General features: G+C 45.7%; 22 protein-coding genes. 9 read left to right on the top strand and 13 right to left on the bottom strand.

Going from position 1 to position 25,049, the window contains the following annotated elements:
- Positions 1–17: 17 nt before the first annotated feature.
- Together ACKU40_RS05795 and ACKU40_RS05790 are read right to left on the bottom strand one after the other, a co-directional pair.
- Entirely contained in the window at positions 18–1,292 is a 1,275-nt protein-coding gene (locus ACKU40_RS05795) for a glycosyltransferase (protein ID WP_320175574.1), read from the bottom strand.
- 16 nt (positions 1,293–1,308) lie between these two features.
- The gene (locus ACKU40_RS05790; protein ID WP_320175573.1) at positions 1,309–2,529 is read right to left on the bottom strand and encodes a glycosyltransferase family 9 protein; all 1,221 of its coding nucleotides are present in this window, start codon (positions 2,527–2,529) and stop codon (positions 1,309–1,311) included.
- Between the two features lie 104 nt (positions 2,530–2,633).
- Here ACKU40_RS05790 and ACKU40_RS05785 point away from each other — a divergent pair, with 104 nt between their 5' ends.
- The 6 genes from ACKU40_RS05785 (at position 2,634) to ACKU40_RS05760 (ending at position 7,616) form a co-directional block, all read left to right on the top strand.
- Positions 2,634–3,311 carry a bifunctional precorrin-2 dehydrogenase/sirohydrochlorin ferrochelatase gene (locus tag ACKU40_RS05785; RefSeq protein WP_320175572.1) on the top strand — a complete coding sequence of 226 codons (678 nt, stop codon included), beginning with the start codon at positions 2,634–2,636 and terminating at the stop codon, positions 3,309–3,311.
- Complete coding sequence (locus ACKU40_RS05780) at positions 3,298–4,125, top strand: cytochrome c biogenesis protein CcsA (RefSeq protein WP_320175571.1); 828 nt, start codon at positions 3,298–3,300, stop codon at positions 4,123–4,125. Before ACKU40_RS05785 ends, ACKU40_RS05780 begins: the two co-directional genes overlap by 14 nt.
- Position 4,126: 1 nt before the next feature.
- On the top strand, positions 4,127–5,446 hold the full coding sequence (gene hemA / locus ACKU40_RS05775) for a glutamyl-tRNA reductase (RefSeq protein WP_320175570.1): 1,320 nt from the start codon (positions 4,127–4,129) through the stop codon (positions 5,444–5,446).
- An 11-nt stretch (positions 5,447–5,457) separates the two neighbouring features.
- Positions 5,458–5,793 carry a hypothetical protein gene (locus ACKU40_RS05770; RefSeq protein WP_320175569.1) on the top strand — a complete coding sequence of 112 codons (336 nt, stop codon included), beginning with the start codon at positions 5,458–5,460 and terminating at the stop codon, positions 5,791–5,793.
- 53 nt (positions 5,794–5,846) lie between these two features.
- A complete protein-coding gene (tilS, locus tag ACKU40_RS05765; protein WP_320175568.1) occupies positions 5,847–6,872 on the top strand; it encodes a tRNA lysidine(34) synthetase TilS in 1,026 nt (341 codons plus the stop codon).
- Positions 6,873–6,944: 72 nt separating this feature from the next.
- The gene (locus ACKU40_RS05760) at positions 6,945–7,616 is read left to right on the top strand and encodes an adenylate kinase (RefSeq protein WP_320175567.1); all 672 of its coding nucleotides are present in this window, start codon (positions 6,945–6,947) and stop codon (positions 7,614–7,616) included.
- A gap of 102 nt (positions 7,617–7,718) precedes the next feature.
- Here ACKU40_RS05760 and ACKU40_RS05755 read toward each other — a convergent pair whose 3' ends face one another.
- Together ACKU40_RS05755 and mgtE are read right to left on the bottom strand one after the other, a co-directional pair.
- Positions 7,719–9,143: a transferase gene (locus ACKU40_RS05755; protein WP_320175566.1), complete on the bottom strand. Its 1,425-nt coding sequence runs from the start codon at positions 9,141–9,143 to the stop codon at positions 7,719–7,721.
- Between the two features lie 229 nt (positions 9,144–9,372).
- On the bottom strand, positions 9,373–10,725 hold the full coding sequence (mgtE, locus tag ACKU40_RS05750; RefSeq protein WP_320175565.1) for a magnesium transporter: 1,353 nt from the start codon (positions 10,723–10,725) through the stop codon (positions 9,373–9,375).
- Positions 10,726–10,896: 171 nt separating this feature from the next.
- Between mgtE and nadC the strand changes: the two genes are divergently transcribed.
- Genes nadC through nadB form a run of 3 tightly spaced genes read left to right on the top strand, consistent with a single transcriptional unit; the run spans position 10,897 to position 14,461 of the window.
- A complete protein-coding gene (nadC, locus tag ACKU40_RS05745; RefSeq protein ID WP_320175564.1) occupies positions 10,897–11,772 on the top strand; it encodes a carboxylating nicotinate-nucleotide diphosphorylase in 876 nt (291 codons plus the stop codon).
- A gap of 11 nt (positions 11,773–11,783) precedes the next feature.
- Positions 11,784–12,806 (top strand): quinolinate synthase NadA, encoded by a 1,023-nt coding sequence (nadA, locus tag ACKU40_RS05740; protein WP_320175563.1) that lies wholly within the window; start codon positions 11,784–11,786, stop codon positions 12,804–12,806.
- A gap of 59 nt (positions 12,807–12,865) precedes the next feature.
- Entirely contained in the window at positions 12,866–14,461 is a 1,596-nt protein-coding gene (gene nadB / locus ACKU40_RS05735) for an L-aspartate oxidase (protein ID WP_320175562.1), read from the top strand.
- Positions 14,462–14,496: 35 nt separating this feature from the next.
- Here nadB and ACKU40_RS05730 read toward each other — a convergent pair whose 3' ends face one another.
- The 9 genes from ACKU40_RS05730 to ACKU40_RS05690 all read right to left on the bottom strand — a co-directional run bounded on the left by ACKU40_RS05730 (position 14,497) and on the right by ACKU40_RS05690 (position 24,932).
- A complete protein-coding gene (locus ACKU40_RS05730; protein WP_320175561.1) occupies positions 14,497–15,639 on the bottom strand; it encodes an FkbM family methyltransferase in 1,143 nt (380 codons plus the stop codon).
- 22 nt (positions 15,640–15,661) lie between these two features.
- The gene (locus ACKU40_RS05725) at positions 15,662–17,116 is read right to left on the bottom strand and encodes a TrkH family potassium uptake protein (RefSeq protein WP_320175560.1); all 1,455 of its coding nucleotides are present in this window, start codon (positions 17,114–17,116) and stop codon (positions 15,662–15,664) included.
- Entirely contained in the window at positions 17,116–18,483 is a 1,368-nt protein-coding gene (trkA, locus tag ACKU40_RS05720; protein WP_320175559.1) for a Trk system potassium transporter TrkA, read from the bottom strand. Before trkA ends, ACKU40_RS05725 begins: the two co-directional genes overlap by 1 nt.
- Positions 18,484–18,669: 186 nt before the next feature.
- Positions 18,670–18,933, bottom strand: a complete 264-nt coding sequence (gene rpsT, locus ACKU40_RS05715) for a 30S ribosomal protein S20 (protein ID WP_320175558.1) — start codon at positions 18,931–18,933, stop codon at positions 18,670–18,672.
- 179 nt (positions 18,934–19,112) lie between these two features.
- On the bottom strand, positions 19,113–21,206 hold the full coding sequence (glyS, locus tag ACKU40_RS05710) for a glycine--tRNA ligase subunit beta (RefSeq protein ID WP_320175557.1): 2,094 nt from the start codon (positions 21,204–21,206) through the stop codon (positions 19,113–19,115).
- A gap of 16 nt (positions 21,207–21,222) precedes the next feature.
- A complete protein-coding gene (gene glyQ / locus ACKU40_RS05705) occupies positions 21,223–22,095 on the bottom strand; it encodes a glycine--tRNA ligase subunit alpha (RefSeq protein ID WP_320175556.1) in 873 nt (290 codons plus the stop codon).
- A 151-nt stretch (positions 22,096–22,246) separates the two neighbouring features.
- Positions 22,247–22,987, bottom strand: coding sequence for a DNA repair protein RecO (gene recO / locus ACKU40_RS05700; protein WP_320175555.1), 741 nt, complete (start codon positions 22,985–22,987; stop codon positions 22,247–22,249).
- A gap of 16 nt (positions 22,988–23,003) precedes the next feature.
- Entirely contained in the window at positions 23,004–23,888 is an 885-nt protein-coding gene (locus ACKU40_RS05695; protein ID WP_320175554.1) for a RodZ domain-containing protein, read from the bottom strand.
- 105 nt (positions 23,889–23,993) lie between these two features.
- On the bottom strand, positions 23,994–24,932 hold the full coding sequence (locus ACKU40_RS05690; RefSeq protein ID WP_320175553.1) for a SurA N-terminal domain-containing protein: 939 nt from the start codon (positions 24,930–24,932) through the stop codon (positions 23,994–23,996).
- Positions 24,933–25,049: the final 117 nt, after the last annotated feature.

Below are 25,049 nucleotides of genomic sequence, written 5' to 3'. Positions count from 1 at the left end.
CAAGAAGTTCAAAATAATTATCTGTTGTATATTTTCTTCCATTCATCCAAAAAAAGAACAGCTGTATCTAACGGACTTAACTGTCCCTGCTGCGAACGAATAGCCGTTACTAAATCATCGAAATCAACATTAGCCGGCAAACCGAGTTTTTCTATTAGATTAACGATATCTTTTTTAAGCTCTTCAGGAAAATCCTCATTAAACAGTGCTTCATTATTTCTTTCTGCAGGCCACTCGCTGAATCTTTCTGCAGTAAAATCAATTAATGACTGCATTCTAACTTCGTAAGTATGATTTTTAAGAACTCTTGCACGGGCTTTTTCTACATAACTTTCCCTTTCTTCTGGATGAGCAAGAAAATGCCCAATCTTATGATCAAGGTCTTCAAGACTTTCAAAGTGTGCTAATTCCCCTTCGTCAAACACTTCTGACATGAGAGATCGTTTATCCACAAGCTGGAAGGCACCACACGCAGCAAGTTCGAAAGTACGGGGGTTAATGAAATCCCCTCCACTTACCAGCTCATCGGCATTTATGGAAGAATGCAGGTTTAGATTGATCTTGGTGCCGTTAAAAATTTTAACGCATTCATCCGATGAAACACGTCTACCGCCAAGCTGGACATAGGGTTCAAGCACATGGTCTCCGTCCCATTCACTCCCCCAAATTTTCAAGCCATGGTGGATCAACTTGCGGAATGCCATCCGCCTGTTTGGATACCCTGCCCCCATAAAAGATACATCGCCTCCGTATTTGCGGGCATCAACAGAGTTAAGCTTTTCAGGTTTATGAAAATCAGGATGAGCAGCCAAAGGCAGGTATAGAACATTCTCCACACCGATCTGCTTTAACTCATTAAAAAAAGGCTCTTTCTGGATAACAGCAAAAACATCATAGAAAGGAGCAAAAGATTGCCAGTAAGTGAACAAACGGAAATCTTCCACAAACCACATGGCCGTTTTTACATTATCCTTACGCAATCTTTTCAAGGCTTGATGAGTCAGCGGAGCCTGTGCCATGGCCAGAACCATGTCCGGCTCAAAGGTTTCAACTTTTGCCAGAACAGCCTGTGACAACATGTTCAAGTAGCTGTTACGAAGATATTGGTGCCTGTCCGAAGTAACCTTCAATTCATCAATAGCATTATAAGCCCCGTAAAAATCAGGAGCTTCAAAAGTTTCAACCAAATGCCCCATCTTTTCCAATGCTGAAACGCAGAATCTGCCCACGGGCAAAGATCCGCCATAGAGAGGAAGAACAACTAGAATTCTCAGCACCTTGTTATTATCCATGATTTTACCTTTATATTTAATCTGTTATCCAGTCTTTATCTTTGTAAAAATTTTCTGCCAGATGAGGAAATGGACCATGCTCACCGATATCTAGTACTCCCAGATGGTAACCGATGAATTTACGCAGTTGCTGCCTGCGCTCTCCACTGGGGTCATTCCCGGTTTTAAGAATAAATTGTGTACCTAGATAATCACAACCGGATTCAAATACGGAAATGCCCGCAGGTAAATGTTCCGGATTACGAGTGGCAAGATAGCGTGCGGTTAATGGGTTCTTAAATGGGGCCAGACATTTCAGATCATGGTAACAGGGCTGTGCTTCCATGCAGGGCGAACAATCCGTGTTCGCTTGAAGTATTGTATGTCCCTCGCCGTAAGGCCCGGTCTCAGTACACCAGGCCGAGGAAAGGAAAAATCCCAACACCGGAACACCTAAATGTGCCGCGAGATGCATGGTCCCGGTATCCGGCGTAATAACCATATCCAGACCGGTGACAGCATCAACCAGCCCCTGCCAATCCGTTTCACCGGCAAGGTTAACTGTACTCTGTGCAATCGCTGCAGGAAATTTTGAGATCAATTTCCTGCCCGAATCGCGCTCAGCTTTGCTGCCGAGTAGAAAAACATCTTTATTCTTATTCTTTGACCGTACAGCCAGAACCAACGGAGCCAGAACATCATAAGGAAGAGAACGCCTGCTTTCTCGGCCGGCCAACACCACCCCGATCCCTTTACCTCCGGATGTGGCAACAGGATTTACCTCTCCGGCCGGAAGCATATTCGGACTGAGTGCGGCCCAGTAATCAACAAGGTTAATATTGTTGCGTCGCTCCGTAGCCAGACGAAAACCAAGTTCAAACCATGGATCTTTCATGGCCTGTCCCTTCACCCTTTTATGTCCTCTGACCTTTTTGGGATCAAACATAGATGAAAGGACATAATTCATGGCTGAAAAATTCAGGTTATATATCTCGGTAAAATCTATCTCAGATAATTGTTTGAAGACTTCATAGTTGACCGGAAGTACGGTATCAATGCCCTGCCCGTCTATCCCGCTGCCGTGAGCAATCAGCGGATGAATTTCACAGGCTGGATAAATAATCCGGGCCAGTTTTTCTAGAGATCGGTCCAGACAGAGATGAACCGTAAATCCGCGCCGTTGAAGTGTAAGCACAAGACGCTTGGTCTGGACCAGATCGCCAAACCTTGTCAATTGTATAACCAGAGCCCGTTTCATTAAATATCCGTATCCTTACAAGGGTTTGATTTTTTGAATTATATCTTTTTATCAGCACTTTGTCATTTTACAATGCACCTACTCATTTGATATGCAGGACTTCTATGACTTACTACCCTATTTTTCTTAAAGTGAAAAACCGCAAGTGTCTGCTGGTCGGAGCCGGTTCTGTCGGGGTACGCAAGCTCAAGTCTATACTTGAATGCGACCCGGAACAGGTCACAGTTCTCGATACAGCTGAACCGGGGACGGAAATGCTTGAGATCAGCCGTGATCAACGGGTGATCTTTGAACAGCGCCCTTTCAATGACGACGATCTTGATGATGTGTTCATCGCCTTTGCCTGCACTAACAATAGCAAGCTTAACCGGCGAATGGCTGAACTTTGTGCTGAAAAAAATATTCTTTGCAATATCGCCGACTTTCCCGAAGGAAGCAACTTTATTGTTCCCTCGGTGATCAGGCAGGGAGATTTAACACTGGCAGTATCTTCCGGGGGCTGTACTCCGGCATTAACCAAAAGGATACGCCGTGAATTACAGGACATTTTCGGACCGCACTATGCAAATTTTATCACTTTAATGGGAAGAATCAGGCCGCTGGTCCTTGACCTCGGCAAGGAAACAAGCCACAACACCGCTTTGTTCAGGCAACTTGTTTCATCTCCTATTTTAGATGAGCTGGAGGCCGGAGACATGGATCGGGTGAAGGAAATTCTGACCCGAATCCTGCCCCAAGAACTTGTTCCCCGTATACCGGAGTTAATTGATGACCTTATTTGAATTATTCCAGTACGTGATTATCGCCCTTTACCTTGCGGGCACTGTTTGCTTTTTCATCGGAAGTCTCAAGAACAACAAGGTATTGGGTAAACTGGGAAACCTTTCCGCTGTAGGCGGATTCGCATTGCACACCCTTGACCTGCTTCTGGCGGTGAGCCTTTACAGGGGAACTGTTTTAAGCGGAGGTTATTTCTATTTCAGCCTGCTGGGCTGGAGTTTTATCCTCGTTTACTTCGGTTTGTGGTGGAAACTCCGTTCGACCTTTTTCGCTCTTACCGCTTCCCCGTTCGCCCTGCTGCTCTTTCTTGTTTCCCTTGCATCTCAGAGCCTCAAAGTAACACTTCCCGCCCATCTGGCCGGACTTTTCATAGGGCTGCATATCGGGACAATCTTTGTCAGCATCGCGCTCATGGCTATGGCAGCCGGAGCCGGGATAGCTTTCCTGTACCTGAACAACAAAATTAAAACCAAGGCAAACCTGACCGGAATGGAAAAGGAAATGCCTTCACTTAATACATTCGACAATGTGAACCATTGGTCGATTATCATCGGGTTCCCCCTTTACACTTTGGGGCTTGCGTCCGGATTTCTCTGGGCAAGAGCTGCTTTCACCAAAATGTTCTCATGGGATCCCAAAGAGATCGTTACTTTAGTGGTCTGGTTCCTTTTTGCCTTTGTTTTTCATCAGCGCATTATGGTTGGTTGGAGAGGCAAAAAACCGGCAATTCTGGTGATTATCGTTTTCGTAATCACCATGCTTTCCTTGTGGGGTATCAACTTTTTTGTCCCCACTCACCATAGCTTTAAAGTCTGATATGGACCATAATATTTACCTTATCGGCCTCAACCATCGCTCCGCCGGAGTGGATGTGCGTGAGCGCTATGCACTGACCAACGTAGAAGAGTTCGAAGCTGGACTGCTTGAACTTGGCGTACGTGAAGTAATGGCCTTATCTACATGTAACAGGGTTGAAATCCTTGTTGTATGTTCCCCGGAACTACCCCACACCAATATTCTTGAATATTGGGCAAAAAGATGCTGCGGTTCTGTCAGTGAGTTAGAACCGAACTCCTATTGCCACGACGGGTTGAATGCGGTGAAACACCTCTTTCGGGTGGCCTGCAGTCTTGATTCCATGATTGTAGGTGAACCGCAGATTCTGGGTCAGCTCAAAGATTCCTACCGCAAGGCGGTTGATGCCGGAGCTGCAAGGGTTATTATCAACCGCATGTTGCACAAGGCTTTCTTTGTCGCCAAAAGGGTGCGTACAGAGACTTCCATTGCATCCAGTGCGGTTTCCATCAGTTACGCTGCGGTCGAGCTTGCCAAGAAGATTTTCGGTGAGCTGGAAGGTCAACGGGCTATGCTCGTCGGTGCCGGAGAAATGGCAGAACTTGCCGCTACACACCTGTTAAACAGTGGTGTTGAAAAGATCTCTATTGCCAACCGCACCTATTCCCGAGCTGAAGATCTGGCCAAGTGTATGGGGGGAACCGCGGTTTCTTTTGACAATCTTTATGACCATCTTGTGGAGACTGATATCATTATCAGTTCCACCGGCGCACCGCATGCGGTCATCACTGCCAAGGAGATGAAAAAAGTCATTAAGAAACGCAAGTACCGTCCCATGTTCTTCATCGATATTGCAGTCCCCCGTGACATTGATCCTGATGTCAACGGTCTGGACAACGTATATCTTTACGATATTGATGATCTCAAGGACGTAGTAGAGGAAAATAAATCCCAACGCGAAGATGAAGCAGTCAAGGCCAACTCTATCGTAGAGTTCGAGACTCTTTCATTTGGTAACTGGATTAATTCTCTCGACCTGCAGCCAACAATTGTGGACCTTTTCAACCGCAGTGAAAGCGTTGCCCAGCAGGAACTTGCCAAGACTCTTAAACGGCTCGGCGATGTGGATGCCAAAACCCACAAGGCTCTTGAAACCATGGCAATGTCTATCGGGAAGAAAATTCTCCATGAGCCTGTAGCCTTCCTCAAACGCCGTACCGAGGAAGAAGGCAAGGCTGATGAATTCGTTGATCTTGCCCGCCGCATGTTCAATCTGGATAATGAAACAATTCCTATGGACGCTCATTGCGGACGGAAGAAAAAGAATAATTTTGATAACTAAAGGATAGGTTCATGAGAAATTACCTTCTTGAAGATATTTATGAAAAAGATCTGGCTAAAATTGTCGATGCCCTCACGGAAGTAGGATTTTCAGGGCCTATTGATGATATTTTTTACCTGCCTATTCCCGAGGAACTTCTGCAGGATGTCCAGAAAGAACATATCGGTGAATGCGGACCTTACTTCATGGCTCTTGAAGTTATGGAAAACAGCATGAAAATCGAGTTGCTGGTCCGGGCTTCGAATAAAATCCGTTGCGAATGTGTAGCCTACGCAACCCCCGAACAGCGTAACCACATGCTCGATTACATGGATAAATTTATCATGGATCTGGGTGTGCATTTGTAGAAGATGCCTCCGGCGACTTAAAACCTTTTAGCGGGGCTTCGCCGATTTAAATTATGAAATCGTTGCCAAAAAAGATTCAGGAACTAAGTCCTAAGCTTGCAAAGCTCTGCTTAGATATTGAAAAGTTTGGCAAAGTTAAATCCGGTGAAGACTTCGCCGCAAAAGCTCTTCTTGTCGGCGTTTCCGGCGGCATTGATTCTACAGCTCTTTTGATTATCGTTACCCTGCTCGCCCGTAAATCGGGGGGCAGGGTTTTTTGCGCCCATATTGATCATGGACTGCGGTCTGAGTCTGCCGGCGACCGTACATTTGTAGAAGATTTATGCGCTGATCTAGGCGTTCAGGTTAAATCACTTAAGGCTGATGTAGCAGGCTATGCCGAGGAAAAATCAATAGGACTGGAAGAAGCCGGACGGATCATTCGTTATGATTTTTTCAAGCAGTGCTTGAAGAAATTTGATGCAGATTTCCTACTGCTTGCACATCACATTGGCGATTTGTCTGAAGATGTAATCATGCGGCTTATCCGGGGCTCGGGATGGCCTGCTCTCGCAGGAATGGATGCTTACGATCCAAAAAGAAAACTACTGCGTCCCCTTCTCTCTACTAAAAAACAAGAGCTTGAAGATTTTCTGCGTTCCATCGGCTGTCCGTGGCGGGAAGACGAAAGCAACAATTGTGATGATTACACCCGCAATCGGGTTCGTAATTACATCATGCCTCTATTATATGATGAGAACCCCAATCTTGGGCTAGGATTGGTCAGATTGAAAAATCAGGCTGAGTTGGATGAAGCTTATTGGAATGAACAGCTGGCTGAAGCACTTGTGCATGTTCAGAAGGTCGAAGATGGCGGTATTATGCTACCTTGTTCAATTTTGAACAAATCTCATTCTGCTTTAAGATTGCGTATTTATAAAAAAATTTTAGACGACCTAGGACCGGGACACACTCTCTTTGATTCGATTATACTGTTGGATCAGGGCTTTTTGGGCCGAAAATCCGGTTCAACCTTCCAATTTTCCGGAAATAAGGTTGTTAAAATCAATAAAGCTGGACTCTTATTCAAAGTTAATTAGAGGATTGACAGCGACGACAGCAAGGTTTAGAACTTTGTGAAATTTGTTACTAATTCTTTAGGAGGACAACAGATGAATATTCTTATTTTTGGACCCAACGGTAGTGGTAAAGGAACTCAGGGCGCTCTCGCTAAGAAAAAATACGACCTCGATCACATCGAATCCGGCGCAATTTTCCGTAAGCACATCGGTGGCGGTACCGAACTCGGCATGAAAGCTAAAGAGTACATCGACAAAGGTGAACTCGTTCCCGATGATATCACCATTCCTATGGTTCTCGACGTTCTCCAGTCTTCCGGTGAAAACGGCTGGCTGCTCGACGGTTTCCCCCGCTCCATCGTTCAGGCTGAAAAGCTCTGGGAAGCTCTCGAAAAAGACGGTGTAAAGCTCGACTTCGTAATCGAAATCCTGCTGCCCCGCGAAGTTGCTAAAAACCGCATCATGGGCCGTCGCCTCTGCGAAAACGATCCTAACCACCCCAACAACAAATTCATCGACGCTATCAAGCCCGACGGAGATAAATGTCGCGTATGCGGCGGTGCTCTCTCCGAGCGCGCTGATGACCAGGACGAAGATGCAATCAACAAACGCCACGACATCTACTACGATGACAACACCGGTACTGTTGCAGCTGCATACTTCTACAAAGATCTGGCTCCTAAAGCTGGCTTCAAATACATCGAACTCAATGGTGAAGGCACCATCGACGAAATTAAAGAAACCCTCATGGGTCAGCTCGTTTAGTTCGAAGTTTGCCGAATATAAAAAGCCCGCAGTCATTTTGGCTGCGGGCTTTTTCTGTTTTTATGGATGAATAGTTTTTTAAACTTAGTAATGAATCAAAAATTAATCATCATTAACAATAATAGTCGGGAACATCCCCTGCTTCTCGCCACTCAAATAGGGCTGGAACAGGTTGTAAGAAACGTATTGTGTTTTCTGTGCATGCCCCCTGCTCTCATGGTTACCGGCATAGCGAGCTCCATTATCGACTAAAATATGTTCAACGCGATTCTGAAAATCACGAACAAATTCTGCACCGCTTCCACTGAACCGCATTCTACCGATACTGATTTCCGTGAGCTTTGAAAAGTCAGCAAGCGACATGGATTGGGTGGCAAGATCACTCTGAGTTGTTATGTATCCCCAAACGATTGTTTCATCTGGAATATCAATTGATTCCGAAGCATGAATAATTGTGTGCGGCATAACAATTGATCCTGTGCCAACAGAAACCTTTTTATCGCTAGTTCCTCGCAGGAACGAGTTAAAACCGATAAAAACTTTCTCGCCAATATTCGAATGGACCAATTTACCACCGTGGGCAACAATTACCAATCCGGCAAAGTGTGTATCCACAATAAAACTGTTCTCCTGTGCATTGGATCCAGTTCCAAGTACGGAATTTTCAATGTATGCCCGTTGGGCCACAAGACAGTTTTCCCCAATTACACAATCGCCTTTTATTACTGCATAGCGACTTACAAAAGCATTCTCCGGAACCCAGACCGGTAATTTATCTGCCAGAGAATCATATACGGGCAGAAAATCACTTCTGCGGTTTTTAAGGAAATCAGCAAACAAGCCTGCAAGTTCACCGTTCTGGTCCCAGGAAATGTATTTTTCCAGAATGGCTTGTGGATAGTGGTAAGCAAATTCATACTTACCGTCGGCCTTAATCCAGATACGTCCCGGATCAAAACACATTTTGGAAAGGTCACCAGCCTGAACGTAGCAATAATTTCCAAGAATACAGTTATGCAGAACCGAAAGATCAGCTGTAGCAAATGCTCCAAGATAAGCACCCTCGGTTGTTGTCCCGTGAATATTGGCGTAATGCATGGAGACTGTATTCTGGATACGGAAAAGTTCCGGGATTTCAGGATTTCGAGAATGGTTGTGAATCAGAGTTTTATAAAGGAAACTATTGACCACAAGAATAATTTCATCACGATAAAGCTCTGTTTTTACGCCTCCGAACTCAACTTCAGTTCCGGCAGCCTTAAGCTCGTCACCGCGAATATCGCATCTGAGAACAATCGAACGGTCCACGTCACATTTTCCTAGAAAATATGAGCCTCCGAGATTGCATTCTCTAAACCGGAAATAGATTGGGTGGTCAATAGAAAGCGCATAATATGCGTAATCCATGAGCATTTCATTACCGTCAAGAGTGGAACTCAGAGCCTGTTCAACATCGAGACCCATAGGACGAAGGTTTACATTCACCCTCGATATAATATGCTTGATAAGTTTTTGAACTCGTTTCATGTCGACCTCTTATATACCGGACAAGCCCGGACTAGCCGGGGGAGTCCCGGATTGTCTGCATCACTTTATTAAATAGCTTGCAGTGATTGATTTTTAAGAAGGTACCTTTTCCACCGACAGCATTCAATAGAAAAAATATCGTAATTTTATTGAGTTAAATTATAAAAAACCCCCTTTGAGTATGTATTTACTCAAAGGGGGTAACTAATCAAAATATCTACAATAGCATCTAAAGCAGGAACAACCCGGCAAGGCCAAGTAGTGATAAAAATCCGAAACTATCCGTAATGGTAGTAAGAAAAATCGAAGAAGCCTGCGCTGGATCACGTCCAAACTCTTTAAGGATAATCGGGATTGCACCGCCAACCACAGCGCCTAGAACCATATCAATGAAAAGCGCTCCGGCCATAACCATTGCCAGTGTGTAATTGCTTGTCAGCATAAACACTGCACCAAGCACTAAAAAGGCAATACAGATTCCGTTGGCAAGACCGATCTTAAATTCACGTAAAACCGCTTCCCAAGATTTTTTACGGTCAAATTTTTCTGTAGCAAATTGCCGGATCATAACGGCCAGTGCCTGCTGTCCGGTATTACCTGCCTGGTTGGCAACAATAGGCATAAGTACGGCCAGCATTGCCATTTTAGCAATATTACCTTCGAATAAATGAACCACCCATGCAGAAACTGCGGAGTTAGCAACGTTGATAACAAGCCAAGGCAAACGCTTCTTAACTGAATATCCCCAAGGTGAATCAACAGTTTCATCAGTACCCGCACCAACCATTGCCTGCATATCTTCACTGGCTTCTTCGTTAATAATGTCAATAACATCATCAACGGTTACTACACCGATAAAACGGTGATCAAAATCGGTTACGGGCATGGCGAGAAAATTATAGTGGGCGATCAGGCGGGCAACTTCTTCTTTATCTACATTGTATGTAACGGAAATCAGGTGCTGGTTATGAGTCAGCTCGGTAAGCATCTTTCCCGCGCGGGAAACAAGCAGGTCCCGCATGGAAACGACACCAACCAGTTGATTGCGGCGTCCTACGACATAAGCGTAGTAAGGAATACTCTTGTCTTCCACTTCCTTGCGAATTTCAGCAATAGCCTGATCAACAGTCATGTTGTCGCGGACAATGGCAACCTCGGTGGTCATAACACCACCAGCAGTATCAGGATCAAAGGTCAGCAGGGTTGAAATTTCTTCCCTGTCTTCAGCCTTGATCTGACGCAAAAGGGTTTCCCGAAGATTATCATCAAGTTCTTCAAGAATGTCCGTGGCATCATCCGGGGACATTATTTCAAGGATACGGGCGGCCATCCCGACATTCAGTCGTTCAATAAGTTCCCGCTGATCATATTTTTCCATTTCAGCAATGGAATCCGCGGCATCACGGATAGGCAACTGCTTAATAAACTTGACCTGTTCTTCCAGACCAAGTTCTTCAATATGGTCAGCAGCATCCGCAGGGTGCATAGCATCAATAACGCGCTGGTCGACTTCGCCTGCGCGTCCTTTGCCGTGTTCCTGCCACCGCCGTAATGGTTCGGGTATACCTTTTGGATTAGCCATGGCGCATCAACTATACCAAATAGAACCAAAGGTCAAAATTTATCACCTTGAAACTGCTGAAAAATAAGTTTGTGAAATCCTTCTCAGCCCTTGTGCTGCCTCATAAAACGGGATACCAAATTTCGTTACATGACCTCAAACACAATGTTACAAAATATTAACAGGAATAATATGACAGAAAACGCATTTAACGACTTCTTTCAGGCCGAAGCAAAAATGTTCCTTCTGGCCACTATACGCATAGCTTTAAGCGAAGACGGCCCTGACTTGACCTCACTGGGGCTGTTTGAGCAGGATGACATTGCAACCGCTCAAATCATCGCTAAAGAAGATACTGTAATCTCCGGATTGCCCCTTATCAACTTGATTCTTGAATTTGCAGATCAGGAAAACAAGTGCCAGGTGCATCTTAATGTGGATGAAGGAGATAAAATCTCCAAGGGAACACTCATTGCGGCCATTCAAGGCCCCGCCGGCCTGCTCCTCAAGGCTGAACGAGTTATCCTTAACTTCATTTCCCACATGTCCGGAATCGCTACTGAAACCCGTAAATACGTAGATGCGCTGGATCATTGTGAAACTATCCTCCTCGATACCCGCAAGACCCTGCCCGGACTGCGTTACCCTGAAAAATACGCTGTCCTCTGCGGCGGAGCTAAGAACCATCGCCTGAACCTGGTGGAAATGCTCATGCTCAAGGATAACCACATTGACCGCGCCGGATCTATCACAGCCGCCGTGGAAAAACTGCGCGCCAAATATGGCGAAGAATGTCCGCCGATTGAGGTGGAATGCCGCAATCAGGAAGAAGTGGATGAAGCCGTGGCTACCAAAGTTGAACGGATTATGCTCGACAACATGACCTTTGATGAAGCCAAAGCTGCCATTGCTACTATTCCTGATGAAATTGAAACCGAGATCAGCGGAAACGTGACCCTTGAAACCATTGCCAAGCTTGCAGAAGCAGGACCGGATTACATATCCGTGGGCAGGATCACTCACTCTGCAAAATGTTCAGACATGAGCATGCAGATCATACCGATGTAGGTTCTAATTTGATGTATTCGGATATAATTGCTGAACAGAAAGAAAAATACGGTAAAAGACTGGCTATTCTGGGACACCATTACCAGTCTGATGAAATTATAAAACATACCGATCTCAAGGGCGATTCTCTGGAATTAGCCCGTCAGATCGAGAAGCTGGAAGCAGAATACATTGTATTCTGCGGTGTCCACTTCATGGCTGAATCCGCTGCAATCGTGCGTAAGGAAAATCAAACGATATTCATTCCCGATGCCAGCGCAGGCTGTGTCATGGCTAATATGGCCCCGGCATGGCTGGTTGATAATGTGCTGACCAGAATTATTAATGAGACGGGAAGAAAAATCATTCCGCTCGCCTACGTGAATACTCCTGCAGCGGTAAAAACCGTCTGCGGTAAACACGGAGGAACAGTCTGCACTTCCGCCAATGCTGAAAAGATGCTCCGTTGGGCGCAGGAACAAGGAGACGCAGTTCTCTTCCTGCCGGACAAGAACCTTGCAATGAATACTGCAAACACTCTGGGTATAGCTCCTGAAAAACGCATGATCCTTAACATCCGTTCCTTAGGAACACAGATTGATGTTAAAGAAACCATGGACAAGGAATTGCTGATTTGGCCCGGCCTCTGTGCCATTCATCAGCGCTTCAAGATGACCCAGATTGAGGATTTCCGCGCGAAATACCCCGACTGTAAAGTTATTGTTCACCCTGAATGTCCGCCCGAATTGGTACAGGCTTCCGATGGTGCCGGCTCCACTTCATATCTCATTAAATATGTGAATGAAGCACCTGAAGGTTCCACCATAGTAATCGGAACGGAGACCAACCTCGTTAACAGGTTGAAAGAAATGTTCCCTGAAAAGAACATCCTTCCATTGGGCATCAGCTTCTGCAGCAACATGGCCAAAATAACAGAAAAGAATCTTGCTGGACTTCTCCAGAATCTGGAAACAGCAGCTTACGAAGATGTTTCCGATGATATCCGTGAACCGGCAAGACTCGCTCTCGAACGAATGCTCGAAGTCTGCAAATAAAATACTGACCAAACCTTTAGCCGGAACCTGAAAAGGCTGCCGTAAAATGAGATATAGGCATGCAGGAAAACCGAATGAAAACCGAGGTTTTGATTATCGGATCAGGTATCGCCGGATGTATATCAGCTCTGACGATAGCAGAAAAAGGTATTGAAGTTACTTTACTAACCCCGGGAGAGGATCTCTTTACCGGTAATACAAGACTGGCCCAAGGCGGTATCGTATACACTGGTCCGGATGATTCTTCCAAAAAACTGGAAAAGGATATAAATACAGCAGGTTGGAATTACAACAATAAAAAAGCAGTACGGGCTATTGCCAAGCAGGGTCCTGAAGCTTTGAAAAAACTTCTGCTGGAAAAATATCCGGTTCCTTTCCATAAAGATGAGAATGGCGAGTTCAGCCTGACCCGCGAAGGCGGACACTGCGTAAACCGCATCCTCTATTGTGCCGACCATACCGGACAGTCGATTATGGATGTGCTTATTAAGCATGTGGCTGACCATCCTTACATCAGGGTTTGCACCAACAGAACCGCCATAGACCTTTTGACCAACCATCACCATGCCCGACAGAATGAGTTCAAGTACTCCTTGAGTAATAAATGTCTCGGCGCGTACGTGTATAATGAGTCACGGAACATGGTGGAAACCTTTTTAGCGGATTTCACAGTTCTTGCCACAGGTGGATTGGGGCAGATTTATCTGCACACCACCAATACTCCCGGTTCCTTCGGGTCCGGCATAGCCATGGCAAACCGTGCCAAAGCAAGGGTTATCAATGCTGAAATGGTTCAGTTCCACCCCACTTCTTTCTTTCAACAGGTGCGCACAAGAGCCAGCCGCCGTTTTCTGATTTCAGAAGCTGTGCGCGGCGAAGGGGCAAAGTTGATCAACTGCTACGGTGAACCGTTCATGCACCGCTATGATCCCCGTGGCGATCTTGCTCCACGTGATATTGTCACCCGTTCCATCCTTGAAGAAATGCTCAGGACCAAGGAAGAGTGCGTTTATCTTGATGCGGCAAACCATGTTAAGCAGGATCTGCCCACAAGATTCCCGACCATTTACGGCAAATGCCTTGATAACGGTATCAATATCAACAACCAACCAATTCCGGTCGTACCTGCCGCACACTATTTCTGCGGTGGTGTGCTGGTGGATGAAAAAGGTAAATCCACTTTGGACCGCCTTTACGCTATCGGCGAATGTTCCTGCACCGGAGTACACGGCGGTAACCGACTCGCCAGCACCTCCCTGCTGGAAGGAATGCTTTGGGGTTACACTTCAGGTGAGGATATAGCTTCACGTCTGGAACGAAAATCCAGAATTCCCAGAAAGCTGCTCAATGCTGTACCGGATTGGGAATCTCCGGGTTCCAACGAAAACGAAGATCCGGCACTCATTGCTCAGGACTGGGCCTTTATCCGTAACGTCATGTGGAATTACGTGGGTATTACCCGCTCCACAGCCCGTTTGAACCGGGCTATCGACGATTTACAAAATTTGAATCGCAACCTGCGTTCATTTTACAAGCGTACGCCAATCAGCAGGCCGATCATCGACCTGTTCCACGGCTGTCAATCTGCTTTGACCGTCACGGTTTCGGCACTGCGCAATAAACAAAGCGTAGGCTGTCATTATCGCATAGATTAAAAAAAAGAAGGGGAAGCACAAGCTTCCCCTTCTTTTTATCCATCAAATTTTTCTTTCGGTATGGCGTAAAAAACTGTTTCGTCCAGCCCTTCAGAATAGTGTCCTATCTTGAACACATAATCTTTCAGTTTCTTCATCAGCATTAGCGGAACTCCGAGAAACTGTTCTTTTGAATGATAAAAACAAATTGCCAACTGCGGACGATCTAGCTCAATAAGTCTCAGAGCCCCTTCCAACATAGGGAGTTCCGAATTTTCAATATCGGCAATTAGCAGGTCCAATCGTGGCATGGCTAATCTTTCAGCTTCGTTATCCAATGCACTGAGCAGAACTGTGTTTTCATCCGCGCCAGTCGAAATATTCCGCACACAGCTGGCACTGCCGTCCAAAGCAAAATAAGCTTTCGCTTCAGAGTTCCAAAGCCCTTTTTCAATCAAATGGAATTTGCCTGATTCATCCAGAGTCCGCAGAGTCTCATCGCTAAAAGCTGCGCTACCTTGAGGATCAAATCCGTAAAGCATTTTCAGTTGTGCCTGTTCAGTTAGAAATAAGGCTTCGCTGCCGTCATAGACTCCGGCCTGTACAGCATATTCAACAGCGGAAAGATTCACAAAATCGAAATAACTGGATGCGATATGACTGGAAAATTTATGAACTAAGAGATCATAGTCTTTTAAAAAATAGTTCCAAACACCATCTACCTGACGCAATTCGACTTTGCTTGAACCTGCAATCCTTGCTTCAAACAGAAGCTTAAACAAAGACCGATCAAAGTCTGAATGCAGATTATCAAGAACAAAATGTATGTCCGTCTCCAACAGGGCAATATCATCGGGAAGGAATTGATAACCGTAGAATTTAGGCCATGAAAATCCTACTGCATCCGTGATTCCCAGAGAATTAAGATTTGCGACTATTTCAGGATAATAGCAGGAACAAACTAGAATCAGGTCGTATTCATTTTTGCGTTCAATAAGGCCTTGCGGATTTAAAACTTTGTATCCTTCAAAGCTCCCGGATTGAAAAGTATCAGCAAAACACACAACTTTCACATCATGACGCACCTGACGCAGCAGCTTAAGCGACTCTGCGCCGCCTCTACCTATACCGTATAAACAGACTCTGCTATTATCCGGTATGGCTGTATGGTCAATATATCTGATGTGTGCTTCGCTCATATATTTATATGGATGAGCTGTTTTACTTTCTCCAGAACTCAGGAACACAAAGTACGATCACGGTATAAATTTCGAGACGGCCCAGCAGCATGCAGAAAATGAGTGCCCATTTACCCATTTCCGGGATATGTGCGTAGTTCTCTGTAGGACCAACACTTCCGATACCGGGACCGATGTTGCCGATACAGGCCAGAGACGCAGCAAAAGAAGAAACGACATCCACACCGGTGGCAGCAACAATCAAACCGCAGATCACGAAAAGCAGCAACCAAAGCACGAAGAATCCGAGGATATCGTTCATTGTTTCAGGCTTAACTACAGTCTTGCCAAGCTTGACCCGGTTTACAGAGCGCGGATGGATGATGCGAAAAACTTCCTGATATGCCTGTTTCAAAAGCAGCATGATACGCAGATGTTTCATTCCACCACTGGTTGACCCTGCACAACCGCCAAGGAACATGCAGAAAAGCAGTAAGCCCTGTGCAACTGCAGGCCATATTTCATAGTCAGCAGTTGCATATCCGGTGGTACTGATGATGGATGCAACCTGAAAGGATGTATAGCGAAAAGAATCTGCTATGGAATCATAATTAGTGGCGGAATAAACGGAGATTGTTATGATCGCCATAATGATAAGGGTGACGACTCCAAAAAATCTAAATTCAGGATCCTTCCAAAGCAGCAGCGGCCGCCCCTTGATCATCTGGTAATGAAGGCTGAAGTTTACAGCCGCAACAAGCATAAAAAACGTAATTACATAATCAATGTAAGCACTCTGGAAATAAGCCACAGATGAGTTTTTAGTGGAAAATCCGCCGGTAGCAAGGGTTCCGAAAGTATGGCAAAGGGAATCAAACAAATCCATGCCACCGAACATAAGCAAAACCGCTTCAATGGCAGAAAAAAGAACGTAAACCTTCCAGAGAACCAGCGCTGTATCTTTGATGCGCGGCTTGAGCTTATCCGGTACCGGTCCGGGAACTTCCGCCTTGTAAAGCTGCATCCCCCCTACTCCAAGGAAAGGCAGGATCGCCAGCGAAAGCACGATAATTCCCATACCGCCCAGCCAGTGAGTCAGGCTGCGCCAGAAAAGGATGCCTTTGGCATTCTTCTCAATATCCATCATTACCGAAGCACCGGTGGTGGTGAAACCGGATAGGGATTCAAAAAAACAATCAACAAAACAGGTGAATACCTCACCGAAATAAAAAGGCAGACTGCCGAAAAATCCCGCAAACACCCATCCCAGAGCAACAATAGCCATACCTTCGCGATGACTGAGGCCCTTGGCTCCTTCTCTATCCCAAAAGATCAGAAATAACGCCAATCCGCTGATACAGGTCAGTCCGAAAGACTTAAGAAGGGGCAGGATACCTGCATCCTGATAGTAAAGAGAAAAGCCCAAAGGGAAAAGCATGGTCAGCCCTACGCAAAGTGTCAAGGCACCAATGATATGCAGAACTATTTTCCAACGCATTAATAAAGCTCCAGCTTTGTGGTGAGAGCCTTCTCAATTTTGGGAATATTTTTATGGGTGGAAATAATCAGCAGACGGTCATTCGGCTCAATCACGGTCAAACCCGTAGGAATGATAACATCATCACCGCGTTGAAAACAAAGAATCAGAGTCCCTTTAGGAAGATTAAGTTCCATAATCGGCTTACCCACGATATCAGACTGCTCCTGCGCAATGGCTTCAAGAGCTTCTGCTTCCTCTCCCTTGATGGAGACTGCGGAAATAACTTTTCCCTGACGGACAAAATGCAGAATTGAGTTAATTGCAGAAAGGCGCGGGCAAACCAGATGGTCGATACCGATTGGTTGAATCAGAGGAATGTATGCAAATTTATTGATGCGGGTGATGGTCTTACGAGCACCGAGGTTTTTGGCCAGCAAGCAGGAAAGAATATTCATTTCTTCATCACCGGTTACGGAAATCACCATATCCAGTTCGCCGACATTTTCCTCGTTAAGCAGATCCTGATCTGTCCCGTCGCCGTTGAGAACAATTACCCGGTCAAGTGTCTCGGATAAATCCGCACAACGATCGGCATCATTATCAATGAGGCGGGTGTGATAGTTTTTGTTATCCAGAGCACTCGCCAGCAAGGAACCGACATTTCCACCACCGACAATGAGTACTTTCTTGATAGGATCGGAAAGGATTCCAGCACGTTGGAGTAATTCATCCTGCTGGTCACGCATACAGGTAAAATAAACGATATCGCCCTTCTCGATGGTATCCAGACCACCGGGAATGATCAGTTCATCATCCCTGACAAGAGCGGCAATAACGACATCAATATCTTCACCCAGCTGTTCACGAACCTTCATAAGCTGGACGCCTTCAAGGGGACTGTCGTCAGGAAGCTTGACCCCGATCAGACGCACCTTTCCGCCGACAAAGTCATTGATTTCCACCGAACCGGGAACACTCATAATCCTCAGGATGGATTCAACAACCTCTTCATCCGGATTAATGATGGTATCAATGCGCAAATCTCCTTCAGAAAACATGTCGGAATATTTGGTGTAGTCCTCGTTCCTGATACGGGCCAGCTTGATGATACCGGGCTTGAGCTTGTTGGCGAGAAAAGTTGCGATGAGATTGATTTCATCCTTGTCTGTCACAGCCAGAAAAATATCTGCTTCACGCACCCCGGCTTGTTCCAGAATTTCAGGACTGGAACCGGAACCTTGAATCGTCTGGACATCCAGAGAATCGGATACCTTGCTAAGAGCTTTCGGATTCATGTCAATTACGACAACATCCTTGTTCTCGCCGGAAAGACGCCTGGCAACATTAAAGCCAACTTCTCCGGCGCCTACTATAATAACTCTCAAAAGTTACTCCTTGCGCATTACATCTGGTATAGACAGAAAAGTACTGTTGAAATCAATAGTTGCTTATAACTTGATCGTTTGAATTCAGCAACAACAACTTTTTTTAAAAGTACAAAAAACGTAAAAAGCCCGTCGCACAAGGCGACGGGCTGTAATGGTCTTTTTAAAGAATAAATCTTTAAGACACTAAGCCATTTTGTTAACGGCTGCGCTGAGGCGGGAAATCCGGCGTGCTGCTGCACGGGAGTGGATAACCTTTTTGGTAGCTGCCTTATCAAGGACAGAAGTTGCCTTGCGCAGTGCAGTTGCTGCGAGTTCGGTATCGTTAGCTTCAACAGCTGCACGAACTTCTTTTACAACGTTTTTGATACGGGTACGTACCATGTTGTTACGCAGGTTGCGTTTAACGCTCTGACGGTGTCTTTTGAGTGCGGATTTATGGTTCGCCAAGGTATTTCTCCTTAAATTAAATTTCTATTTTTTTAACCCGGTTAACCGGGATTACGTTCAAACGAAGAGTGTCTGTAACCAAAAACAGAGCTAACTGTCAAGGTTAGATAACATTTTTTTCTAAAAAAAACATGAAAAAAATATGATCTCTCAAACTCTCTTTAGCTCGGGCCTGCAGATTAAACCTGCAATGCTCCGAAATCAGCCAGCCTGCTAAGCCTGTTTACCAGAGCTTTAAGCAGGTTGAGACGGTTCATCCTAAGGCCCTTGTCTTCGCAGATAACCATAACGTTATCAAAGAAATCGTCAACATAGGGACGCAGTTCGCCGAGGATTGCGAACAGCTTGGAGAACTCATCATTTTCCCAAAGTTCCTCAAAACGTGCTGCGGTTTCATCAAGCTTGGTAGCAAGTTCTTTCTCCTGCGCTTCTTCCAACTTATCAGCTTCAAAGCCACCGGTGAGCGACACACCTTGCTCACTGCCCTGCTTCTTGATGATGTTGGCTGCGCGTTTGAAAGTAAGCACGGCCTGTTCGAAACCTTCAGTCTTGGCGAATTCAGCCAACGCTTCGACTCTGGCCTTAAGAGCAGTAACATCACGGTAGCCGGCACCAAGAGCTGCATCAACAACTCTTGTTTCATAGCCTTTACCTGTGAAGTAGGCACGGAGTCTGTTGGAAATGAACTCTGCAAGCTTTTCGAGGAGTTCAGACTTTTCAAGTTTCCACTTGATATCTTTGGAATAACCTTCGTAGGCCATATCCATGATATTAAGGATATCTACTCTCAAGTCATATTCTATAATCATGCGCACGATACCCAGAGCGGCGCGCCGCAGCGCGTAGGTATCGTTTGCGCCAGTGGGGATCTTATTCAGACCGAAACAACCGACAAGAGTATCGGCCTTATCGGACATGGAAACAATAACACCGCCAAGAGTGGAAGGCACTGGGCTTTCCGGACCGGCAGGCAGGTATTGCTCATAGAGGGCCTTGCAGACAGCATCATCTTCGCCGCATTTGGAAGCGTAGATGCCGCCCATTATACCCTGAAGCTTATCAAACTCGTTAACCATTTCGGAAACGAGGTCAGCCTTGGCAAGACGTCCGGCACGAGCCATCTCGGTCTGCAGGGAGGCATCGGTTTTGCCGGCGATCAGTGCAGCAAGGCGTTCCATCCTGCGGGACTTGTCACCCATGGAACCCAAAGGACCGAGAAATACGACATTGTCCAGCTTATCAAGCCATGTGCCGAAATCGGTCTTAAGGTCGTTCTTCCAGAAGAAACGTCCGTCTTCGAGTCTTGCACGAAGAACCTTTTCCCAGCCCTTGCGGACAAGCTCCACATCGGTGGGAATAAGGTTCAGGGTACACAGGAAGTGCGGGAGAAGTTCACCATCTTCCTTCTGAATACCGAAACATTTCTGATGGCTTTCCATACTGGTCAGCAGAACTTCTTTGGGAAGTTCGAGGAAAGATTCATCAAAGTTACCGATGATGGGGACAGGAAGTTCAACAAGGTTGCTGACTTCTTCCAACAGAGAATCTTTCCAGACAACGGAACCGTTGAGTTCGGAAGCAAGTTTGTCACCTTCCTTACGGACGTGCTCTCCCCTTGCTTCAGGGGAAATAATTACAGAAGACTTATCCTTGATCACATCAAAGTAATCATCTGCTGAGGCAACTTCCCAAGGTCCGGCACCCATTACGCGGTGACCGTATGTCTGGCGACCGGAAGGCATACCGGCCATCTCAAATTCAACGACGTCAGAACCGAACATGCAGAGCAGCCAGCGCAGAGGACGTCCGAAAGCGAAATCAAGGTTGCCCCATTTCATTTTCTTGGGGAAGGAAAGCTTTTTGATTGCAGTAACACAAAGCTCGGGCAGGATGGAGATGGTTTCACCACCGCCAACGGTCTTCTTGGCAGCGAGGTAATCACCTTTATCAGTCTCAAGGGTGTAAACATCTTCAAGGGCGATTCCCTGAGATTTTACAAAACCGGTGAGTGCTTTGGTGGGGTTACCGTCGGCATCATAAGCAATGCGGGCCGGAGGTCCGGAAACTTCTTCTTCAACCTTTCTCTGCATTGCAGCCATATCTTTAACAAAGATAGTCAGGCGGCGCGGAGTAGCAAAAGTTTCAATGCTTGCGCTGTCAATCATGCTCTCTTCAAGAAGAGTGCTGAAAATATCTTTAATATCGATACCCAGCCGGGGAACAAAGCGGGCGGGCATCTCTTCAATTCCAATTTCGAGTATAAAATCGGCCATCTTAGCTTCCGTTTTTTTAATCGTTTTCAAGCATGGGGTAATTCAGGTTCTCGCGCTCTTCTGCATACAGTTTTGCAGCTGCTGAAGCGAGATTACGAACTCTGCCGATGTAAGTTGCCCTTTCAGTAATGGAGATTGCTCCACGGGCATCAAGCATGTTGAAAGTGTGAGAACACTTCAGGCAATATTCGTATGCCGGACGGGGCAATCCTTCTTCGCAGAGCTTCTTACTTTCAGCTTCAAATTTATCGAAGAGATCCAGCAGCATATTGGCATCGCTGAGTTCAAAGTTGTACTTTGACTGCTCCACTTCGTTCTGGTGAAAAATCTGACCGTAAGTAACCTTGTCATTCCATTTGAGATCGTAAACAGACTCAACGCCCTGCAGGTACATGCAGATACGCTCAAGTCCGTATGTGAGCTCTACGGATACAGGTTTGAGATCAATACCGCCAACCTGCTGGAAGTAAGTGAACTGGGTAACTTCCATACCATTAAGCCAGACTTCCCAGCCAAGGCCCCATGCGCCGAGTGTGGGAGATTCCCAGTCATCCTCGACAAAACGGATGTCATGCTCTTTAGCGTCAATGCCGAGAACTTCAAGACTCTTAAGATAAAGATCCTGAACATTATCAGGAGAAGGTTTCAGGATTACCTGAAACTGGAAGTAATGCTGCAGCCTGTTGGGGTTTTCACCATAGCGACCGTCAGTAGGACGGCGGGAAGGCTCAACATATGCGGTCTTCCACGGCTCAGGTCCGATTACGCGGAAAAAAGTTGAAGGGTTGAATGTGCCCGCACCGACCTCAATATCAAGAGGCTGGACAATGCAACATCCGTAATCAGACCAAAAGTCCTGAAGTTTGAGTATAACATCTTGAAAATTCATCAAATTCCTCTCATCTAACAAACAACATTTGTATTGATTCATTTCTTCGAGATGCTTGGTATAGAGCCGAAGAAATGTCCGGTTTACAAACAATAAAAACACAGGACAGATGCAATCCATCCTGAACAGACTGCCCTTGAGGGCAGGAAAATTATATCTTCCGGTAACCGTTGCCTTCCCAGACCACGCCCATATGGTAGGCCATGAAGCGGTCCATCACCGAAAAGCATTCCTGACGGATATCTGCAGGAAGCTGCAGGTTTATCCAACTGGCCGGTCCTGTATCCTGAATCCATGCGAGAGTTCTCGCTGTCCCGGCACTGATTGTCTCGCCCTGCCTGCCATCATTACAATCCAAGCAGTTAAGCTGGCCCTTTTCTATATTGAAGACCACAGGACGGGAACTAAACAAAGGTTTGCCGCATTGCGCGCAAATTGTAAAGTCAGGATTGTACCCTTGTTCAAATGCGACCTTGGCCCTAAAGAAAAGCGGAAAGAAGTCATCCGGCTCCGCCTCTTCAATTACATCCAATGTTTCGGTCAGCAAATCAAAGACAGCCCGGTTGCCATCACGCTCCAATACTGCTGATTCAATAAATTTGAAACAATTGGCAGCCAGTCCCATCTTGCGGAAATCCGAACGAATTCCGGGATATCCTTTTACAAGACTCCCCTCCTGCAGGACCTGATAAGTCCCGGTTTTATTCGTACCGGTTTTAAAAAGTACCTGCGAAAAAGGCTCAAGACATCCACCGAACCGTCTGCGACTCCTGCTTCCCCCGAAGGCAAATGCGTTCTGCACTCCCCTTGTAGCAGACAAAAAACGAACCCAAAGATCGTTTTCCTTAAATTTACCTGTTTTAAGTATTACTACTTTTTCAGTAAGTTCCATCTACTAATTGCAGCAGCTACTGAGCAGCAGAAAATTCAAGTTTTTTGACCTGACCCTTCGGTGCATCAAATGAATAAGGCTTACCGTTGGAAACAATATCAACCCCGCCACCATTGCCGAGCTTGAGCTTAAGATTGTCCTCATAAGGAAGGGAGAGTGTTTCACCTTCCTGAAGTACATATTCTTTAACGTTACCGTCAACCACAGCTTCAAGCCAGCAGGCTTCACCGGGTTTTGCTGTAATTGCCACAGTGTTGACTACAGGTTCTGCAACAACTTTTTTCTCTGCCACAGGCTGCTCAACGGGTTTTGCAACTTCTTCTACTTTAGTTTCAACCGGAGCTTCAGTTGCACCAGATTGCTCAACTTCTGTGGGAACAGATTCAGCAACGTCAGCTTTTTTATCTTCAATAGCAGGAGCTTCCGCTTGTGACGTAGTTGCAGCAGGCTTTTCCTGAACAGCCTCTTCCGCAACCATTTCTATCTGCGCTTCTTTCTGGGCACTGAAAAAAGAATTGTCATGCAGGTAATAAACCAAGCCACCGACAATCCCAGCCAGAATCAAAACCAGAAAAATGGTTCCAACAGGGCTCTTTTTTGTATTTGTAGAATAGTCAGACTGAACAGGTTCTACAACTTCATCTACTGCCCCAGTAGTGCCGGACCCCATGATTCGTGAAAATTCATCACCGATTTCATCTGCGTCAAGTCCAAGCGCCTTAGCATAAGTTTTAATAAACCCCTTGGCATAGACTTCATGGGGAAATTCTTTTCGATCCCCGCTCTCAATAGCATTAATATTCACACGGCTGACTTTGGTAATCTCCATAATCTGTTCCATAGTCAGCCCTTGGCGTTTTCTTTCGTCTTTTAACCGGGAACCAAGCTCTTTCAAATCCATACGACCCTCTCAATGCAGTCTGGCAGTAATGTTTCAAAAACCAATTTGAAACTGTCGTTAAAAACTGTCTAAAAGACAGCCAAGATCCGCTACAGTTCTCCCCGTTTATTTAAGCTCAATGACAGCTTTCTCCCTGAGCTTTTTAATAAAATCGGCAAATAATTCGTCCTGTTTATGACGATAAAGCCGTTGATAAATTTCCTGCTTGCTGTCTTCGAAAGAAGCTGTTTCGGTATTGGCATATGAATCAAGCTTAAGCAATGCCTTGAAACTCTGAACATCAAAAGGATTACTTATGTCTCCGGGTTTCAAGCCAGAAAGGGCTTCATGCCAAGTCTGGGCAAGGTCGCCCCATTCAAGAACACCGAGATCACCTCCACTACCGGCTCCGGGACCGGTAGTGTACTTATCCGCAGCTTCTTCAAAAGTTGTTTCTCCCGCAAGAATCTGCTCACGCACCTGATCGGCAGATACGTTTTCGGGAAAAAGAATCAATTTAAGATGTACGCTTTTGGCAACTTCACCCTGATCAGTGCGGGTGCTGTTCCAAGCCGCCTTAATTTCATCATCGGTAACAACAACTTTGCTTTTAACTTTGTAGGAAAGGAGACGATGTTTGCGAATATCCTTCCCTATCTTTTCTTTGAATGCATCAAGGTTTGTCTTCTGGAGCTCAAGCTGACGTTCAAATTCTTCGTCATTCAGGTTGCTTTTTTCTTTAATTGCCTTGACTTCATTATCAATATCCTGAGCAGACACATCGACCTTAAGTCTCTTGCTTTCCTGATCGATGATTATTTCATTAATGCAGCGATCAAGAATCTGTTGACGGACTTTGCTCAGCTGCTCCATTTCAACAGCTGAAAGGGTCTTTCCATCGAACTGTTTCATGATAGGAGCCATTTTTCTGTTCAGCTCATACATGGTCACAACTTCACCGTTCACCACGGCAACGATTCCATCAACAACTTTTTCTTCGGCAGTAGCAAATGATGCGGACCCTATAATCATGCTGGCCAGAAAACCGGCAATAATGCGTTTCAATTCGATTCTCCTGAATATGGATACCGGACTCCGGTCCGGTTTTATCTTCAAATTTATCACGACCATCGGAAAACGGTCGCAACTTCGTTAATTCCTATGACTAACTAAACTCTTTCA

Source organism: Maridesulfovibrio sp. (genome assembly GCF_963666665.1).
Classification (GTDB): Bacteria; Desulfobacterota; Desulfovibrionia; order Desulfovibrionales; family Desulfovibrionaceae; genus Maridesulfovibrio.
Note: the sequence above shows the minus strand (reverse complement) of the source record. Positions and strands in the feature narration are given on the sequence as shown.

What these genes read in the sequence shown, in the direction of transcription:
- ACKU40_RS05795 (WP_320175574.1), bottom strand. Translation starts at nt 1,292, where the DNA reads ATGGATAATAACAAGGTGCTGAGAATTCTAGTTGTTCTTCCTCTCTAT.
- ACKU40_RS05790 (WP_320175573.1), bottom strand. Translation starts at nt 2,529, where the DNA reads ATGAAACGGGCTCTGGTTATACAATTGACAAGGTTTGGCGATCTGGTC.
- ACKU40_RS05785 (WP_320175572.1), top strand. Translation starts at nt 2,634, where the DNA reads ATGACTTACTACCCTATTTTTCTTAAAGTGAAAAACCGCAAGTGTCTG.
- ACKU40_RS05780 (WP_320175571.1), top strand. Translation starts at nt 3,298, where the DNA reads ATGACCTTATTTGAATTATTCCAGTACGTGATTATCGCCCTTTACCTT.
- hemA (WP_320175570.1), top strand. Translation starts at nt 4,127, where the DNA reads ATGGACCATAATATTTACCTTATCGGCCTCAACCATCGCTCCGCCGGA.
- ACKU40_RS05770 (WP_320175569.1), top strand. Translation starts at nt 5,458, where the DNA reads ATGAGAAATTACCTTCTTGAAGATATTTATGAAAAAGATCTGGCTAAA.
- tilS (WP_320175568.1), top strand. Translation starts at nt 5,847, where the DNA reads ATGAAATCGTTGCCAAAAAAGATTCAGGAACTAAGTCCTAAGCTTGCA.
- ACKU40_RS05760 (WP_320175567.1), top strand. Translation starts at nt 6,945, where the DNA reads ATGAATATTCTTATTTTTGGACCCAACGGTAGTGGTAAAGGAACTCAG.
- ACKU40_RS05755 (WP_320175566.1), bottom strand. Translation starts at nt 9,143, where the DNA reads ATGAAACGAGTTCAAAAACTTATCAAGCATATTATATCGAGGGTGAAT.
- mgtE (WP_320175565.1), bottom strand. Translation starts at nt 10,725, where the DNA reads ATGGCTAATCCAAAAGGTATACCCGAACCATTACGGCGGTGGCAGGAA.
- nadC (WP_320175564.1), top strand. Translation starts at nt 10,897, where the DNA reads ATGACAGAAAACGCATTTAACGACTTCTTTCAGGCCGAAGCAAAAATG.
- nadA (WP_320175563.1), top strand. Translation starts at nt 11,784, where the DNA reads ATGTATTCGGATATAATTGCTGAACAGAAAGAAAAATACGGTAAAAGA.
- nadB (WP_320175562.1), top strand. Translation starts at nt 12,866, where the DNA reads ATGCAGGAAAACCGAATGAAAACCGAGGTTTTGATTATCGGATCAGGT.
- ACKU40_RS05730 (WP_320175561.1), bottom strand. Translation starts at nt 15,639, where the DNA reads ATGAGCGAAGCACACATCAGATATATTGACCATACAGCCATACCGGAT.
- ACKU40_RS05725 (WP_320175560.1), bottom strand. Translation starts at nt 17,116, where the DNA reads ATGCGTTGGAAAATAGTTCTGCATATCATTGGTGCCTTGACACTTTGC.
- glyS (WP_320175557.1), bottom strand. Translation starts at nt 21,206, where the DNA reads ATGGCCGATTTTATACTCGAAATTGGAATTGAAGAGATGCCCGCCCGC.
- glyQ (WP_320175556.1), bottom strand. Translation starts at nt 22,095, where the DNA reads ATGAATTTTCAAGATGTTATACTCAAACTTCAGGACTTTTGGTCTGAT.
- recO (WP_320175555.1), bottom strand. Translation starts at nt 22,987, where the DNA reads ATGGAACTTACTGAAAAAGTAGTAATACTTAAAACAGGTAAATTTAAG.
- ACKU40_RS05695 (WP_320175554.1), bottom strand. Translation starts at nt 23,888, where the DNA reads ATGGATTTGAAAGAGCTTGGTTCCCGGTTAAAAGACGAAAGAAAACGC.